This window comes from Micromonospora sp. CA-248260 (assembly GCF_050942205.1).
GTDB classification, from domain to species: Bacteria; Actinomycetota; Actinomycetes; order Mycobacteriales; family Micromonosporaceae; genus Micromonospora; species Micromonospora antibiotica.
In genome coordinates, this window is sequence record NZ_CP192021.1 from 820,874 (window position 1) to 837,769 (window position 16,896).

Here is a 16,896-nt window from a genome sequence, read left to right on the forward strand (position 1 = left end):
TTCGGGGAAGATCTTGCTGATGTTCGGTGGTTGCCCCGAAATTCGGTGACGGGAGGGGTGAGGGTGCCGACCTCGGTGCTCCTCGCCGTCCTCGCCGCCGCCGGCCTGCTCGCCCTCGCGCCGGCGCTGGTCCGTCGGTACGACGCCACCGAGCGGCTGGTGGCGGAGCGGGCGCAGTCGACGGCGCGGGTGCTCCAGCGCCGCCGGCGGCGTCGTACCGTCCCCGGTCGGCGACCGGTCAACCAGCCCCGGGCGCTCGTCGTCACCCTCGCCGAGGACGCCACCACCGGGAACCTTGCCGCCCCGGTCTCCGCGCCCCGGCCCCCGGCCGTCGTGCCGCCCTGTCGGCGTCCGCCCGCCGCTCCGGCCGGCTGCGCGCGGTGCCGCCCGCCCCCCGGCAGGCCCGTCGGCGTCCACCCCGGCCGCACACCCCGGCCGTGTACCGGCGGCGTCGGGTGCTCGCCGCGCTGCTGCTGCTCAACCTCGTCGAGCTGGTCGGCGTGATCGTGGTCAGCCCCGGCTTCTGGATCAGTTTCTCGGTCACCGCCGCCCTGCTCGTCGTGTACGTCGTACATCTGCGGCGGCGGGCGCTGGCCGAACGCCGTCGGCGGCGGCTACGGGCCCGGGAGGCGGCGTGGCTCGCCGCCCGGCAGGCCGAGGTGCGCCGCGAACAGGCCCGTCGGGCGGCGGCCCGCCGGGAGGCGCAGCGCCGCCTGGCCGCCCAACGCGAGGCGGTACGCCGCACGGCGATGGGCCTGGACCGGCCGACCGACCTGCCGGCGGCGGCCAGCGGGGGTGGTTCGGTGTCCTACCGCCGCTCCGGCGGCCTGCGTGGCCGCCCCTACCAGTCCGGCCGCGACCCCCGCTGAACCCGGGTCCGGCCTGCCGCCCCGCCCGCCCTACGTGCTCGCCCTGCTCGGGCTGGTCGGGTCTCCTGATCGACTCACGTGGGCCGAAGTGGCGCTACCCGGGCGCTCGGATACCCCAACGTCGGCTCACCGGTGCGGCGGACCAGCCGGTTCGCGCGGCGGGAGGGGTGATTCGCCCGGGGGGCGGGTGGGCTGTTAGTCTTGCTGCCGGCCCGCCCGGTGAAAGCCGGGTGGGACCGAAGCCGGTTCCATCCGGCGGAGGGGCTGTGGCGCAGTCTGGTAGCGCACCTCGTTCGCATCGAGGGGGTCTGGGGTTCGAATCCCCACAGCTCCACCAGCAACATTCGATCAAGGGCGGGCCCCACTCGGGGCCCGCCCTTGATCGTCGTGGGCCGGGACCGGGCGACGCCGACCGGGGCGCTCAGGGGATGGTCACGCCGTAGACGGCGAGCGCCTCGGCGATCGGCTGGTAGAAGGTGGTGCCGCCGCTGGTGCAGTTGCCGCTGCCGCCGGAGAGGATGCCGAGGATCAGCCCGGTCCCGGCGACGTAGAGCGGCCCGCCACTGTCGCCGGGCTCGGCGCAGATGTTGGTGCGGATCAGCCCGGTCACGCTGCCCTCGGCATAGTTGACCGTCTGGTTGAGGCCGGTCACCGTGCCGCACCGGACGCCGGTGGTGGTGCCGCTGCGGCAGACCGCCTGACCCACGTACGGGGTGCCGACGCCGTTGATGGTGAGCAGGCCGGGATGGGTGTAGACGGCGCTCGGGTGGCTGACCCTCCCGGTGTAGCGCACCAGACCGAAGTCGTTACCGGGGAAGCTGCTGCCGGCCCGGCTGCCCAGCACGGTCGTCCCGCCGCTGTCGGCGTACCAGGTCGTCGCGGCGGCGGTGCAGTGCCCGGCGGTGAGGAAGTAGTAGGTGCTGCCGCTGTGCACGTTCGCGCCGAGCGAGCAGCGGGTGCCCCCGCCGTAGACGGCCTGCCCCCCGGCGATGAGCAGGCGCAGCCGGCCGGGCTCCTGGCGCAGGTCCGCGCCGGCCCGCGCGGCGGTGGCGCGCAGCGCGCGTACCTGCTCGGGTGCGACGGTGTCGTCGACGGTGAGCGTCAGGCGACCGGTGACCGGGTCGGGTCCCCAGGCGGTGCCGACGGTCCGCACGTCCTGCACGGTCGGCCCGACGGCCCCGGGAGATGCGGCGGCCGGTCCGGCGGCACCGGGGTGCACGGCGGCCGGGTCGGTGCCGCCTGCGTACGCGCTGGCCGGGGTCGCCGGCAGCACGACGACGGTCAGGGCCAGGGCGACGAGCGAGAGACGACGCATCTCCCACCTCCCTCTGGATCGGTAGAGTTCGATTCGTTAAGCATCCGCCGATGCCGGGGCCGATTCAAGCGACGGCAGCGATTCCGGCCCGCCCGCGGTGCTGCCGGGGCCCGACAACGCAACGGGCCGGCCCCCGTCGAGGGAGCCGGCCCGGCACGGGACCCGGGAGATCAGGGCTTCCAGGAACCCGCCGCCTCGAACCGGTGCTGGTATTCGACCACGCCCTTCTTGTCGGCGACGTCGAACACCACCGCACCGGAGCGCTTGCTGCCGGCCCGGATGTTGCTGCCCGAGTCGAGCATGTCGCCACCGCAGCCGGAGAGCGCGCCGGCCAGCCCGTTGACCGTGGTGCCGTTGTCGGCCACCCACTGGAAGTAGAACGGGTTGATCGACGCGGTGCCCTTGGTCACCGTGGCGGTGACGTCGGCGATCAGGTACATGCCCTTGTCCGGCGGCGGGGCGAACGAGCGGCACCCCTTGGTCGAGGTGCTGAAGCTGCGGACGGTGATCTCGATGGTGCCGTCGTCGTCGCTGATCACCAGCGTCTCGCCGGCCTTCAGGTTGAACGTCTCGTCGTCGGTGGACGACGGTGCCGCCGACGGCCTCCCGCCCGGCAGCGTCGGCACAGCGGTGGCACCGGGGGTGGGCAACGAGCGTTCCCAGTCATCGGCCGCCTCGTTGGCCCGGTTGCCCCCGACGACCGCGGCGACCACGATGCCACCGCAGCAGAGCAGCACCAGCACGGCGACCACGATGCCGATGACGATCCAGACCTTCTTGCCCGAGGAGCCGCCCGGCGGCGGACCCAACGGATAGCCGGGCGGAGCCGGAGCACCGGGCGGCGGCGGGTAACCCCCACCGGGCGGCGGATAGCCCCCACCGGGCGGCGGATAGCCCCCACCGTGAGGCGGGTAACCCGCACCCGACACCGGTGGGTAGCCCGCGCCGGACACCGGTGGGTAGCCCGCACCTGACACCGGCGGGTAGCCCGCACCTGACACCGGCGGTGCCGTCCCCGGCTCGTACGACGGGAACGGCTGTCCCGACGTCGGCGGCGGCGGGTACGTCGGCTGCGGTGCTGCAGAGACCGGCGGCTGCGGCGCGTACGGCGACGGCGGAGCGTACGGGTCGGTGGAGTAGGTCGGTTGCGGCGGTTCGGGGACCGGGGGCGGCGGGGCGGTCGGATCGACCGGGGGCGGCGGGGCGGTCGGATCGACCGGGGGCAGCTGGTTGGGGTCCTGCGGCCCGGAAGGGGGTTGGGGCTGGCTCACCGTACTCCTCGCACACGGTCGTCACTCGGGAAAGCTGGTGGTGCTGACGAAGGGGTCAGCGTAGTGGCAGCACCGCCGCCGTGCGGACCAGATCGCCCTCGATCACGAACCGGCCGGTGACCACCGAGGGCGGATCCGCCACGGTGGCCGCCGACACCCGCGCCGGGTCGATCCGGGCGGTGAAGACGCCGGTGTCCGGGTCCAGGTCGACGGTGGCGTCCAGGAAGTCCAACCAGGAGCCCACCACCGGGTGCCAGACCTTGTAGACGGTCTCCTTGGCGCTGAACACCACCACCGGCCAGCTCACCCCGGCCGGCAACCGGGCCAGCCGGTCGGCCTCCTCGGGGCGCAGGATCATCCGGCGTACCCCCGGGTCGAGTTCCCGGTGCCGCTCGGCGTCCATGCCGACCGCACGCAGGTCGGCGCGGCGGGCGACCGCGGCGGCGCAGTAGCCCCGGGTGTGGGTGATGGTGCCGATCAGCCCGGTCGGCCAGACCGGTGCGCGGTTCGGTGCGGCGGGGACCGGCGTGGCCGGTAGGCCGAGGGCGGTCATCGCGCGTCGGGCGCAGACCCGACCGGCGGTGAAGTCCCGTCGCCGGCTCTCCACGGCCCGTTCGCCCAGCCCGGCCCGCTCCTCCGGGAGCAGCTCACCGACCCAGTCGGCGCCCTCGGCCACCGCCACCGAGACCGCCGCCGGCAGCAGGTCACGCATAACCCACCCCTCTCCGGTACGACCACCGCCGGGTCCGCCCGGTGTGCGGACCATCGGCCATGGTTGGTGAACGTACCGCAACCGGGCGACACCGGAGGGTCCCGTCGTGGTGGCCGGCCCGGTACCCGGGGTCGGCCACCACGACGGGTCAGCGGCGGCGGGGGCGGCGGGTCAGCGCGAAGCCGAACACCCCGGCCACGGCGGCGAGCACGCCGCCGACCGCGCTCCACGCCCAGCGGGAGCCGAGCGCGGGCAGCCAGTCGCCGTCGAACCAGTCGTCGTCGGCGTCGGCGGGTGCGGCCGCCGGCTCACCGGTCAGCACCGCGCCGGCCTTGGTGTTCGGCACCAGCGGCGCCTTCAACTCGCCGTCGTCGCGCGAGCCCTCGCCCTCGGCGGAGACCAGCAGCTCCACGTCGACGGGGAGCCCCAGGTCGGGTTCGGGCAGGTCGGTGACCGACAGCCGGACGTAGTAGGTGCCGGGCAGCGGGTCGGCCGACCACGGCTCCGCCCAGGAGCGCACCTGACGCAACGTGCAGCCGAGCGCCACGCTGCCGGCGGAGGCGGCCACCGTCGGGGTCTGCGCCCCGGCCGTGCACGCCTGCCGGCGGCGCAGCCCGTCGAACACCTCCACCGTCCAGGTGGACGCGCCGGTGCGGGCCTTGGGCAGGGACACCGTGGCGGTGATGTGGTGCCGCTGTCCCGCCGAGGCCGGGAACGACCAGTACAGGAAATCGCCGGTGGAGGCGTCCACCCGGACCGGTTGGCCGGCCGCGATGCCGGTGGCGGTCAGGAAGGACGTGCCGGCCCGGGTGACCGGGGTGGCGCCGGGGGAGGGGGTGGGCGCGGCCGGGGCCGGCGTCGGGGCGACGAGCAGGGTGAGTCCGGCGGCGGCCAGTGCCGCGCCGGTCCGCATGATCGGGGTACGCATCGTCAGTTCGTCCTCCACGTCGCCACCCACCAGCGGGTGAGCAGCCCGACGACCAGGCCGGTGAGTAGGCCGGCCAGGGTGAGCAGGAGCAGCAGCACCCAGCCGCGCCCCAGGTCCGGCGCGGTCGGGGCGGGTGACGAGGCGACCACGTCGATGGTCAGCTCGACCGGCATGCCCGGCTCGGCCCGGGTGCCCGGTCGGGGTGCGAACGCGTTGCTGACCACCAGGCAGACCGTGGTGGCCGGGACCGGCGCGTCGCTGGCCGACGGGCTCGGCGACACCTCGTCCTCCGCCCCCGACCAGCGCAATCCCGCCGACACCACGTCGGTACGACCGCTGCCCGCGTCGACGCCCCGGACCAGTTCCCGGCCGTCGGCGGCGGTCGCCCGCAGCAGCACCGCGTGGTCGGGGTTCACCGGCCGGTCCAGTGCCACGCTGACCGAGGCGCGCAGCTCCTGCCCCGGTCGGACGGGCACCCGGTACCAGCGGTGCTCGGAGAACGCCTCCCGGTCGGCGTAGACGCCGGGGGCGAGCAACGGGGCGTCGGCGCACCCGGCCCGGCCGGTGACCACCGTCGGTGCGGCGGTGTAGGTGTCCTTCGCGCGCTCGACGAGCTGCTTGATCCGACCGGTCAGCTCGTCGGCGCTCTGGGCCGCCGTGTAGGTGCCGCCGGTCGCGGTGGCGATGCAGAGCAGCTGCTTGCGGACCTTCTCGTCCGGGGCGAGGCCGAGCGTGTCGACCACCAGTTTGGTGCCCTGGGCGGCCAACTCCCGGGCCACCTCGCACGGGTCGGGCGGGGCGCAGGTGTCCTCGCCGTCGGTGATCAGCACGATCCGGCGGGCGGTCGTGCCGGTGCCGAGGTCCCGGGCGGCGGAGCGCAGGGCCAGCCCGACCGGGGTGAAGCCGGTCGGGCGCAGCGTCGCCACCGCGGCCTTGGCGGCGGTCCGGTCCACCGGGCCGACCGGCACGATCTGCTGGGTGTCCAGGCAGCCCTGCTTCTTGTCCTTGCCCCGGTAGGTCGCGCCGAGCACCCGGATGCCGAGCTGGGTCTCCTCGGGCAGCGCGTCGACCACCTCGTTGAACGCCTGCTGGGCGACCGAGATCCGGCTGCGTCCGTCGATGTCGTTGGCCCGCATCGAGCCGCTGACGTCGAGGACCAGCTCGACCTTGGGTGGCTCGGCGGGCTCCTCGTTGTCGGCGAGGGCCGGCACGGGGCCGGTCAGCGCGGTCGCCGCCAACACTCCGATCAGGACGGTCGTTGATCGTCGTCTCGTGTTGATCACCGGGCGAAGTGTAGTGAGATCCACTATGGAGATTCGTCGGGGTGCACCCGGGCGAGTCTCGACCACGGGATCGTCGGCCCGGCGCGGTGCGTCGGCGGACCGGTGTGAGATCGATGACCGTCGACCGTCCGTTAGATGCTAGATGTAAAGCATTTGCCGCGCGACGCATCGGTCGGAAATCTGACCCAAGTCGACCCGTTGTGCCGGTGGCATAACGTGGTTAAGCTCTCCATGCGCGCCCCAATCGCCCGCTTCCCCCGTGGCAGGCGATCGGGGCGCGTCCTTTCGTTGCGGCACACTCGTGGGACACCCCCTCCCGCGCCACCGCCACCGCTCCCGGTGCCGCCGACGGTTCCCGCCGGAGATCCCGGCCGATGCGATCCGCCCCCGGTCTTCCGCCCCGCTGCCGGCCCGTCGTCTCCCCGGCCCGCCGGTGTCTGATCCCGACCCGTGGTGCCTGCGGTGTCGGCCGGCGCCCTCCCGTCTGCCCTCGTCCACTGTGGTGCCGGGTGACGACCGTCCCGGAACGCGCCGGACCCGCCTCGACCGGTGGGGTCGGGCGGGTCCGGGGCAGACGCGCAGCGGTGGACGGGGTGGGTCAGATCCAGCGGCCGTCCAGCCACATCCGGGCGGACCAGTCGTCGTACGGCAGGAGGTTGCCGACGAAGATGGGATAGAAGTAGGCGAAACAGAGCGCCACCAGCAGCACGTACGCGCCGACGATGACCCCGCCGATCAGTCGCCGGTCGGCGAGCTGCTCGGCCGTGGCGGCATCGGCCTGCGCGACCATGACCGTGGCCTTCGGGTCGACCGGTCGGCCGACGTCCGACCCCGTGTCGTCGGGTGCGGTGCCGTCCGGTGGCGTGACGTCCGGGGCGGTGCCCGCCGGTGGTGTGTCGTCCCGGGCGGTGCCGTCGGGTGTGGTGCCGGGCTGGGCGGTGCCGTCGGGTGGTGTGCCGTCGGGGGCGGTCCCGGGCTGGGCGCGGCCGGTCGGGGTGGTGGGGTCCGGGGTGGTGGGGGTGGCGATCGCGCCGAGCACGTAGACCACCGCCAGCACCATGAACGGCAGCGCCGGGGCGGCGTAGAAGGAGAACATCGTCCGGCCGTCGAGGGCGTACCAGAACCAGGGCAGCAGGCCGGCGGCGACCGCCGCCAGGATCGCCCCGGCCCGCCAGTCCCGACGGGCCACGCCGAGCCAGAGCGTGGCGGCCAGGGCCGGCAGGAACGACCACCAGAGCAGCGGGGTGCCCAGGAGCAGGATCTCCGAGGCGCAGGTCGGCGCACCGCAGGCACCGTCGCCGGACCAGTGGAACGCCACCGGCCGGCCCAGCAGCAACCACTGCCACGGCCACGACTGGTACTTGTGGGCGGTCTCCAGGCCGGTATGGAACTCGAACGCCGCCTTGTGGTAGTGGAAGAGGTTGTTGAGCGCGCCGATGATCGGGGTGTCGTTCAGGCCCGGAAGGTTCGGGTACTTGGCCGCGGACCGGTAGTAGCCCTCGTCGGAGAGCAGCCACCCCGACCAGCTCAGCACGTACGTCCCGACCACCAGCAGCCCGGCGAGCACCAGCCAGGGCAACTCGTCCAGGAGCGCGTCGCGCCACGGTCGGCGGGTTCCGGCCGACCGGCGGACGCCGACCTCCCAGAGCAGCACCAGCAGCCCGAAGACCGGCACGAAGTAGATCCCGCTCCACTTCACCGCACACGCGCAGCCGAGCAGCACCCCGGCGAGCAGCCGCCACCAGGGCCAGTTCCGCCAGCCACCGGCGGGTCGGCCGGCCCGACCGGGGAGGGTCGGGTCGAGACCCTCGTCGAGGGCGCGGGCCCAGCGCCGTCGCCGGGCGTCCCGGTCGAGCACCAGCGCGCCGAAGGCGGCGAGCACGAACAGCAGCAGGAAGATGTCGAGCAGCGCGGTGCGGGAGAGCACCAGGTGGAAGCCGTCCAGGGCGAGCAGCAGACCGGCGGCGCAACCGAGGGTGGTGGAGCGGAACAGCCGGCGGGCGATGCGGGTCAGCAGCAGCACCGAGACGATGCCGGCGAGCGCGGCGCCGATGCGCCAGCCGAACTCCGGGGCGGTGGTCATCAGGTGGCCTGGTACGGAGATGTTGGTTTCCGCGTCCTGGTAGCCGAAGGCCCACTCACCGAGCCCGATCAGCCACTTGCCCAGCGGCGGGTGCACCACGTAGGAGGGACCGTTGTCCTTGTAGTTCCACTCGACGCCCTTGTCGATCAGGCCGTAGCCGTCCCGGGCGTAGTAGATCTCGTCGAAGATCTTGCCCTTGGGGCTGCTCAGCCCGAGCAGGCGCAGGACGGCGGCGATCGTCACCACCACGGCGGTGGCGATCCACGAGTTCACGTCCAGCCGGGTCTCGACGGTGGCCAGCCTGCGGCGGATGATCGCCGGCACGCCGCCTCCTCCGCCCTCGGGAGGCGGGGCCTCCGGGTCGGTCCGGTCCGCGCTCGCACTCTGTGCTGTCGACGCACTCGTCACCCGGCGATCGTAGGCTGCGAAGGTGCCCGGTGGCGCCCATCGTCCCCGAGATTGGTACGACTATCGATGAAGGAGCACGTCTCGTGGGTGAAATGTCCGAGATTGGACGGCTGGTTCTGCTCGGTGCGCCACTGGGCAACCCGGCCGACGCGTCCACTCGGCTCCGCGATGTCCTCGCCACCGCCGACGTGGTCGCCGCCGAGGACACCCGCCGGCTGACCCGGCTCGCCCGCGATCTCGGCGTCACCGTCGGCGGCCGGATCGTCTCCTACTTCGAGGGCAACGAGGAACGCCGTACCCCGGAACTGGTCGACGTGCTCCGGGAGGGCTACCTGGTCGCGCTGGTCACCGACGGCGGCATGCCCAGCGTCTCCGACCCCGGCTACCGGCTGGTCACCGCCGCACTCGACGCCGGGGTGCCGGTCACCGCCGCGCCCGGCCCGAGCGCCGTCACCACCGCCCTGGCCCTGTCCGGGCTGCCCAGCGACCGGTTCTGCTTCGAGGGCTTCCTGCCCCGCTCGCCCGGCGGCCGGCGGGCCCGGCTCAAGGCGCTCGCCGCCGAACCGCGCACCCTGGTCCTCTTCGAGGCCCCGCACCGGATCGCCGCCGCCCTGACCGACCTCGCCGCCGCGTTCGGCGTCGACCGGCCCGCCGCGCTCTGCCGGGAGTTGACCAAGACCTACGAGGAGGTCGTCCGCCGGCCGCTCGGCGAACTGGCCGACTGGGCGGCCCAGGGTGAACCGCGCGGCGAGATCACCCTGGTCGTCGCGGGGGCCCCGGAAACCCCCGCCGAGCGCCCCGACGACGACACGCTGCGGGCCCGGGTGGCCGACCGGGAGGCCGCCGGCATGTCCCGGCGGGACGCGATCAGCGACGTGGCCACCGGGTACGGGCTGCGCCGCCGGGACGTGTACACCGTCGTGCACCGCTGAGCCGCGGTACGGGCCGATCCGCGCGGGCCGATCCGCTGGACCGCGACGCGCGTCGGCCCGCCCGCCTCACCAGGCGGCGACGAGGAAGCCGAGGGTGATCAGCACGGGCCCGGCGTACCCGCCGCCGGTCGCCCAGCGGCGCTGCCGGGGGTCGGCCAGCAGGCTCGCCCCGGTCCACCGGACGATCCCCGCCGAACAGCCGGCCACCGCCAGCAGGCCGAGCAGCCAGCGCAGGTGCGCACCCGCCCCGGTGTCCACGTACGCGGTGTCCGCGCCCGGCCCGGTCACCCGCGCCGGCAGCGTGGTGCCGGTGTCGGTGTGATCGGCGGGGACCCCGCTGACCCGTATCCCGTGGACCAGGAACCGGTCGTCGCCGGCGGCGAAGATGCCCCGGCAGCGTTGGGTGAGCCCACCGCCCGAACAGTGGGTGATCATCACCGTCCCCCTCGTGGAGTGCCCGACGGCCAGCCAGAGCGGCCCGGCGCTCACCCAGGCGAAGAACGCCGCCACCAGGCTCAACGCCAGCAGCACGGCGAGCCCCCGCACCGGGTCCGGCGGATGGGTGAGCCGGGTGGGCCGGGGTCGGCGCGGGGACCGCAGCCGCTGCTTCGGCTCCTTGCGCAGCGGGGTGCCGTCCCAGTGCACCTGTTCGATCGGTGCCCAGAAGAAGGAGTCGTCGTCCGTACCGCCGTCGGGGGAGCGGCCGGGGCGGTGCTTGCGCGGTTGACGGACCGGGACCCGACGGGGCACCGCGTCGACCGGCGCTCCGGTGGTCGGCTCGACCTCGACGGTCGCGTCGTCCGGGCCGGGGACGGGTCGGGGCTGCGGGGCGACGGCCGACCCGCGCGGCGGCGGGCCGTCCCCGGGGCCCGGACGCGGTGGTCGTCGGGTGCCCGCCGTCGATTCGTCGTGCCCCGATCGTCTGCCCGTCACGTCAGCCATTGGACACCGCGTGGCGCTCGGTGTCCGTGAGCTGACTCCGCGTGTCGGTGGGCAATTCCGGTGGACGGCAATTCCCGCCGCTGCGGCGCGGGTGACCCTATTGGTTCGCCGCCCCCCGACCCGGGTCACTAGGCTTGCTGGTCATGAGTCACGTTCTCGCCGCGGTCGCCTGGCCCTACGCCAACGGTCCGCGCCACATCGGCCACGTGTCCGGCTTCGGCGTACCCTCCGACGTCTTCGCCCGGTACATGCGGATGGCCGGTCACGACGTGCTCATGGTCTCCGGCACCGACGAGCACGGCACCCCGATCCAGGTGCAGGCCGACGCCGAGGGGGTCACCCCGCGCGAACTGGCCGACCGGTACAACCGGGTGATCGCCGAGGACCTGCTGGCGCTGGGCCTGTCGTACGACCTGTTCACCCGGACGACCACCCGCAACCACTACGCGGTGGTGCAGGAGCTGTTCGCCGGGCTGCACCGCAACGGCTACATCGTCCCCAAGGTCACCACCGGGGCGATCTCCCCGTCCACCGGGCGGACCCTGCCCGACCGCTACATCGAGGGCACCTGCCCGATCTGCGGCTACGACAGCGCCCGCGGCGACCAGTGCGACAACTGCGGTAACCAGCTCGACCCGATCGACCTGATCGACCCCAAGTCCAAGATCAACGGCGAGACGCCGGAGTTCGTGGAGACCGAACACTTCTTCCTCGACCTCCCCGCCCTCGCCGACGCGCTGCGCCAGTGGCTCGACACCCGCGAGGGCTGGCGGCCCAACGTGCTGCGCTTCTCCCGCAACCTGCTCGACGACCTCCAGCCCCGGGCCATCACCCGGGACCTCGAATGGGGCGTGCCGATCCCGCTCGAAGGCTGGCAGGACCGCGGCGACAAACGGATCTACGTCTGGTTCGACGCGGTGATCGGCTACCTGTCCGCGTCCATCGAGTGGGCCCGACGCACCGGCGACCCGGACGCGTGGCGCAGGTGGTGGTCGGCCGACGGGGAAGGCAAGGACTCCCCGGGCTACTACTTCATGGGCAAGGACAACATCGTCTTCCACTCGGTGATCTGGCCGGCCCTGCTCGGCGGCTACTCTGGGGCCGGGGCGCACGACGGCCAGCCCGGCGAGCTGGGCCGGCTCAACCTCCCCACCGAGGTCGTCTCCAGCGAATACCTGACCATGGAGGGGCGCAAGTTCTCCTCGTCCCGCAAGGTCGTCATCTACGTCCGGGACTTCCTGGAACGCTACGACGCCGACGCGCTGCGCTACTTCATCGCCGTCGCCGGCCCGGAGAGCAACGACACCGACTTCACCTGGGCCGAGTTCCTCCGCCGCAACAACGACGAACTCGTCGCCGGCTGGGGCAACCTGGTCAACCGGTCGGTCTCCATGGCGGCCAAGAACTTCGGCGCGGTCCCGCCGGTCGACCCGGCCGGGCTCACCGAGGCCGACGAGGCGCTGCTCGCGGTGGCCCGCGCCGGCTTCGCCACGGTCGGCGACCTGATCGCCCGGCACCGGCAGAAGCAGGCCATCGGCGAGGCCATGAAGGTCGTCGCCGAGGCCAACCGCTACCTGTCCGAACAGGCCCCCTGGAAGCTCAAGGCCGACGCCGACAAGCCCCGGATGGGCACCATCCTGCACGTCGCCCTCCAGGTGATCAGCGACGCCAACACCCTGCTCACCCCGTTCCTGCCGCACTCCGCGCAGCAGATCCACGAGCTGCTCGGCGGCACCGGCGTGCACGCCCCGATGCCGGTCCTCGAAGAGGTCGACGACCTCGACGGCGGCCCCGGCTACCCGGTGCTCACCGGGGACTACACCGTCGGCGCGCGCTGGGAGTCCGTGCCGCTACCCGCCGGCCGGCCGCTCACCGCGCCCAAGCCGGTCTTCCGCAAGCTCGACCCGTCGATCGTCGACGAGGAACTGGCCCGGCTGGAGAGCTGACCGGCCGCCACGGACGGGCAACGGCCCCGGGGGAACCCCCCGGGGCCGCGCCGGCACAACGTCAGGCGTGGGCCATCGACGGCGCACCGACGAACTCCATGAGCGCCCGGTACACCTCGGTCGGATGCGTCCACGGAATGCCGTGCGGCGCACCCTTCAGGGTGACCAGCTTGCCGTTGGGCAGCATCGGCGCCAACCGCTGACCCGTCTTCGGGTACGGCAGCACGTTGTCCTTGTCGCCCTGGATGATCAGCACCGGGACGTCGATGTTGGGCACGTCGCCCCGGAAGTCGGTCTGCCAGGCGTCCACCGAGTCGTGGGTGCCCTTGGCCGACGCCTGCGCACCGATCTGCCAGTGCGCCCGGTACGCCTCCTCGCTGACCCACCTGCCCTTGTTCTCGCTGTAGTTGAAGAACGCGTCGCAGAACTGCGTCAGGTAGGCGAACCGGTCCGCGACGATCGCCTGCTGGAACCCGTCGAAGAGGCTCTTCTCGACGCCCTCCGGGTTGTCCTCCGTCTGCAACAGGTACGGCGCCAACGGCGCCATCAGCACCGCCCGGTCCACCCGGTCCGCCCCGTACGTGCCGAGGTAGCGGGTCACCTCGCCGGTGCCCATCGAGTGACCCACCAGGATCGTGTCGCGCAGGTCCAACTCGGTCATCAGCACGTCGAGGTCGGCGGCGAACGTGTCGTAGTCGTAGCCCGTCGCCGGCTGGGCCGAGCTGCCGAACCCGCGCCGGTCGTAGGTGATCACCCGGTACCCGGCCGCGAGCAGCGGACCCGACATCTTCTCCCAGGTCGCCCCGTTGAACGGGAAGCCGTGGATCAGCACGATCGGTTGACCCTGGCCGTGGTCCTCGTAGTACAGGTCGATGGGGGCGGAGTTCTCCGTACCCACGGTGATGAAGGGCATGCGCTTCTCCTGATCCGTCGGTGTCGGACCCCCCGCGCTTTCCCCGACCGACCCCCGGTATGCCCTCACAGCGCGTACGGCAGGTCCACCACCTGGTCGTCGGTCACCTCGGCGGTCGGCGCCCACGTCTCGTACACGCCCCGTTCGTGGCACTGCGCCCCGGTGTCGCGCACCGCGTCCGGATCGGGGCGGCGCAGCCGCAGCCGCAGCCAGCCCGCCTCCTCCCGGAGCACCAGGCACGGCACCCCCCGCCACCGGACGTACCGCAGCCGGCGGGTCACCTGGTCCACCGGGTACCGGGCCGCCCGGGTCATCGCCAACACCCGGAACCCGCCCGGCAGGTCCGCCACCGCCTCGTACTCGCCACCCGCGTACCCGCCGACGAGCTGGGTGGAGCGGGGCACCTCGCCGGTCGGCACGTACTCCTGGTCGGGCGACAGGCCCGGCACCGCGGCCAGCAGGTGCCGCCACTGCGGCCCCACCATCCGCAACCAGCCCCGCTGCTCCGCCTGGTAGCTGTAGAGCACCACCTCGGCCCCCTCTGCGGTGTACGCCAGCAGGGTGGCGTTGGCCGGCATCGGCAGGTCGGCGAAGTCCCGGGTGACGAACTCGGGGATCAACTGCGCCGAGCTCGGCACGAACCCGGTGCCCAGCACCGGCGGGCCGAGCCGCTCCCGGGGCGCCAACCCCAGCAGGCCCCGGTGCGCCTCGCCGACCGGCACGTCGTAGTCGCCCGGGTCGGCGGCCCGCCAGCGCAGCGCGTACCCGATGTCGGTGCCGTCGCCACTGGTGCCGTCACCGCGCAGCACCGCCAGCGCGGCCGGCGTGCGCAGGTGCGCCACGTCGTGCTCGCGGTAGCAGAAACCGTGCGGCAACCAACCCCGTACGTACCCGGCGAGCTGCCGGGCCGAGAGCACCTTGACCATCCGGGTGCCCCGGCGCAGCACCGCCGACCCGCGCACCGCAACCACCGTCGGGTCGCCGGCCGCCGTCGGCTGCTGACTGAGCTGGTGCACGTACGACCAGCCCCGGTCCCGGTGCACCGGCATCAGCAGCGCCGCCTCCGGCTCCTCGGCCGGCGTCCCGCCGCCGGTCACCTCGGTCACCTCGGTGACGTGCACGAACCGCCGCCACGGCCAGGTCGAACCCGGGCGGGGCGCCCACTCGAAGCCGGGTGCCGCCTCGGCGCTGAACAGCTCGTAGGCCGCGCCCCGGGCCAGCTCCTCCGCCGGGTGGACCACCCCGCCGTAGGTGACGCGTAACCCGGTCCGCTCGGAGGCGGCGCCGCTGGCCCGGTCGGTGACGCTCATCCCGGCGAGGCTAAGCCGGTCAGATGCCGGCCCGGTGAACATCCGGTGGCGTACCGGGAACGCTCCCGACCCGGGACCCCACCGCGCCGGCCCTGGCCGTCCCGCCGCCACCCCTCGATCCGCCGACGCCGTCGGCGGCACGGCCCCGGTCCGGGTCGGTGCCGACCGGGACGCCGGGTGTGTGATGCTGACCGCGATGACCGGACCGACCGAATCCCGCAAGCAGCGCGCCGCCCGCCGGGCCGGTGAGTTCCCGCCCGCCCCGCCGCCGCTGCCCCGTCCCGTGCTGGACAGCCACACCCACCTCGACATCACCGTCGCCGAGGCCGGGGCGCCCGGCGGCGACACCACCGACCCGGTGGCCGCCGCGATCGGGGTGGCCGCCACCGTCGGCGTGGACCGCCTCGTGCAGGTCGGGGTGGACGTCGACTCGTCGCGCTGGGGCGCCGACGTCGCCGACCGGTACCCGGCGGTGCTCGCCACCGTGGCGCTGCACCCCAACGAGGCACCCCGGCTGGCCGACCTGGACGCCGCGCTGCGCGAGATCGAGACGCTGGCCGCCCGGGACCGGGTCCGGGGCGTCGGCGAGACCGGGATGGACTTCTTCCGCACCGGCGACGACGGCCGGGCCGCCCAGGAGGAGAGCTTCCGGGCGCACATCGCCATCGCCAAGCGGTACGGCAAGGCCCTGGTCATCCACGACCGGGAGGCCCACGCCGACGTGCTGCGCATCCTCGACGACGAGGGCGCCCCGGACACGGTGGTGCTGCACTGCTTCTCCGGCGACGCCGACTTCGCCCGCGAGTGCGTCCGCCGGGGCCACCTGCTCAGCTTCGCCGGCACGGTCACCTTCGGCAGCGCCGCCGCGCTACGCGAGGCCGCCGCGCTCACCCCGATCGACCAGTTGCTGGTGGAGACCGACGCGCCGTACCTGACGCCGATGCCGCACCGGGGCCGGCCCAACGCGTCGTACCTGATCCCGCTGACGGTGCGGTCGCTGGCCGAGACCACCGGGGCCGACCTCGACGAGCTGTGCGCGGCCATCTCCGCCACCGGGGACCGGGTCTTCGGCCCGTGGTGAACGCCCCGGAACCCACGACTACGCTTCGGGGCGTGACCGGCCTGCTCGGCCCGGCGGAGATCCGGGAACTCGCCGCGCGCCTCGGCGTCAACCCGACCAAGAAGCTCGGCCAGAACTTCGTGCACGACCCGAACACCGTCCGTCGGATCGTCACCACCGCCGGGCTCACCGGAGACGACGTGGCGCTGGAGGTCGGCCCCGGGCTCGGCTCGCTCACCCTGGCCCTGCTGCCGGTCGCCGCCCACGTACACGCGGTGGAGATCGACCCGGTGCTGGCCGGCGCGTTGCCGCAGACCGCCGCCGCCCACGCCGGCCCGGACGCCGCCCGGCTCACCGTGCACCGGGCCGACGCGCTGCGGATCACCGCCGCCGAACTGGCCGACCCGCCGCCGACCGCGCTGGTGGCGAACCTGCCCTACAACGTCGCCGTGCCGGTGGTGCTGCACCTGCTCGCCGGGCTGCCCACCCTGCGGCACGGGCTGGTGATGGTGCAGAAGGAGGTCGCCGACCGACTGGTCGCCGGCCCCGGCTCCAAGGTGTACGGCATCCCGTCGGTCAAGCTCGCCTGGTACGCCCGCTCCCGTGCCGCCGGCCGGGTGCCACCGAACGTGTTCTGGCCGGTGCCGAACGTCGACTCCGGCCTGGTCGCCTTCACCCGCCGCGAACCGCCCCGCGACGACGTGCCCCGGCAGGCGGTCTTCGCCGTGGTCGACGCCGCGTTCGCCCAGCGGAGGAAGACGCTGCGGGCCGCGCTGGCGGGTTGGGCGGGCGGCCCCGACCGGGCCGCTGCGGCGCTCACCGCCGCCGGGGTGGACCCCGGCGCACGCGGGGAGTCACTCACCGTGGAGCAGTTCGCGGCGATCGCCGCGTCGGCTCCGACCGCCGCGCCGGTCGCACAGTAGG

General features: G+C 73.9%; 13 protein-coding genes, 1 tRNA gene and 1 pseudogene. 6 read left to right on the forward strand and 9 right to left on the reverse strand.

Annotated elements, in window-relative coordinates; genetic code table 11:
* Positions 1–57: 57 nt before the first annotated feature.
* Together sepX and ACQP2H_RS03915 are read left to right on the forward strand one after the other, a co-directional pair.
* Positions 58–869 (forward strand): annotated as a pseudogene (gene sepX, locus ACQP2H_RS03910) (divisome protein SepX/GlpR).
* A gap of 260 nt (positions 870–1,129) precedes the next feature.
* Positions 1,130–1,206, forward strand: a tRNA-Ala gene (locus ACQP2H_RS03915).
* Positions 1,207–1,290: 84 nt separating this feature from the next.
* Here ACQP2H_RS03915 and ACQP2H_RS03920 read toward each other — a convergent pair.
* The 6 genes from ACQP2H_RS03920 to ACQP2H_RS03945 form a co-directional block, all read right to left on the reverse strand.
* A complete protein-coding gene (locus ACQP2H_RS03920) occupies positions 1,291–2,184 on the reverse strand; it encodes a S1 family peptidase (RefSeq protein ID WP_433231113.1) in 894 nt (297 codons plus the stop codon).
* A gap of 170 nt (positions 2,185–2,354) precedes the next feature.
* Positions 2,355–3,455, reverse strand: a complete 1,101-nt coding sequence (locus ACQP2H_RS03925; protein ID WP_433231115.1) for a DUF4352 domain-containing protein — start codon at positions 3,453–3,455, stop codon at positions 2,355–2,357.
* A gap of 55 nt (positions 3,456–3,510) precedes the next feature.
* On the reverse strand, positions 3,511–4,167 hold the full coding sequence (locus ACQP2H_RS03930) for a 4'-phosphopantetheinyl transferase family protein (protein ID WP_208570395.1): 657 nt from the start codon (positions 4,165–4,167) through the stop codon (positions 3,511–3,513).
* 148 nt (positions 4,168–4,315) lie between these two features.
* Complete coding sequence (locus ACQP2H_RS03935) at positions 4,316–5,095, reverse strand: peptidase (protein ID WP_357536336.1); 780 nt, start codon at positions 5,093–5,095, stop codon at positions 4,316–4,318.
* Positions 5,096–5,097: 2 nt separating this feature from the next.
* Positions 5,098–6,378 carry a VWA domain-containing protein gene (locus tag ACQP2H_RS03940; RefSeq protein WP_219466857.1) on the reverse strand — a complete coding sequence of 427 codons (1,281 nt, stop codon included), beginning with the start codon at positions 6,376–6,378 and terminating at the stop codon, positions 5,098–5,100.
* Between the two features lie 598 nt (positions 6,379–6,976).
* Complete coding sequence (locus tag ACQP2H_RS03945; RefSeq protein ID WP_433231119.1) at positions 6,977–8,869, reverse strand: phospholipid carrier-dependent glycosyltransferase; 1,893 nt, start codon at positions 8,867–8,869, stop codon at positions 6,977–6,979.
* A gap of 92 nt (positions 8,870–8,961) precedes the next feature.
* On the opposite strand from ACQP2H_RS03945, the gene rsmI reads away from it, so the two are divergent.
* Entirely contained in the window at positions 8,962–9,801 is an 840-nt protein-coding gene (gene rsmI, locus ACQP2H_RS03950; RefSeq protein WP_244253450.1) for a 16S rRNA (cytidine(1402)-2'-O)-methyltransferase, read from the forward strand.
* A gap of 66 nt (positions 9,802–9,867) precedes the next feature.
* Here rsmI and ACQP2H_RS03955 read toward each other — a convergent pair whose 3' ends face one another.
* Positions 9,868–10,743, reverse strand: coding sequence for a hypothetical protein (locus tag ACQP2H_RS03955; protein ID WP_433231122.1), 876 nt, complete (start codon positions 10,741–10,743; stop codon positions 9,868–9,870).
* Between the two features lie 143 nt (positions 10,744–10,886).
* On the opposite strand from ACQP2H_RS03955, the gene metG reads away from it, so the two are divergent.
* Positions 10,887–12,689 carry a methionine--tRNA ligase gene (gene metG / locus ACQP2H_RS03960; protein ID WP_208570398.1) on the forward strand — a complete coding sequence of 601 codons (1,803 nt, stop codon included), beginning with the start codon at positions 10,887–10,889 and terminating at the stop codon, positions 12,687–12,689.
* A 61-nt stretch (positions 12,690–12,750) separates the two neighbouring features.
* On the opposite strand, the gene ACQP2H_RS03965 is transcribed toward metG, so the two are convergent.
* Positions 12,751–13,602, reverse strand: coding sequence for an alpha/beta fold hydrolase (locus tag ACQP2H_RS03965; RefSeq protein WP_219466863.1), 852 nt, complete (start codon positions 13,600–13,602; stop codon positions 12,751–12,753).
* Positions 13,603–13,667: 65 nt separating this feature from the next.
* A complete protein-coding gene (locus ACQP2H_RS03970; protein ID WP_433231126.1) occupies positions 13,668–14,912 on the reverse strand; it encodes a hypothetical protein in 1,245 nt (414 codons plus the stop codon).
* A 184-nt stretch (positions 14,913–15,096) separates the two neighbouring features.
* Here ACQP2H_RS03970 and ACQP2H_RS03975 point away from each other — a divergent pair, with 184 nt between their 5' ends.
* On the forward strand, positions 15,097–15,993 hold the full coding sequence (locus ACQP2H_RS03975; protein WP_219466865.1) for a TatD family hydrolase: 897 nt from the start codon (positions 15,097–15,099) through the stop codon (positions 15,991–15,993).
* Between the two features lie 32 nt (positions 15,994–16,025).
* Positions 16,026–16,895 carry a 16S rRNA (adenine(1518)-N(6)/adenine(1519)-N(6))-dimethyltransferase RsmA gene (gene rsmA / locus ACQP2H_RS03980; protein ID WP_357536165.1) on the forward strand — a complete coding sequence of 290 codons (870 nt, stop codon included), beginning with the start codon at positions 16,026–16,028 and terminating at the stop codon, positions 16,893–16,895.
* The last annotated feature ends 1 nt before the right edge of the window (position 16,896 follow it).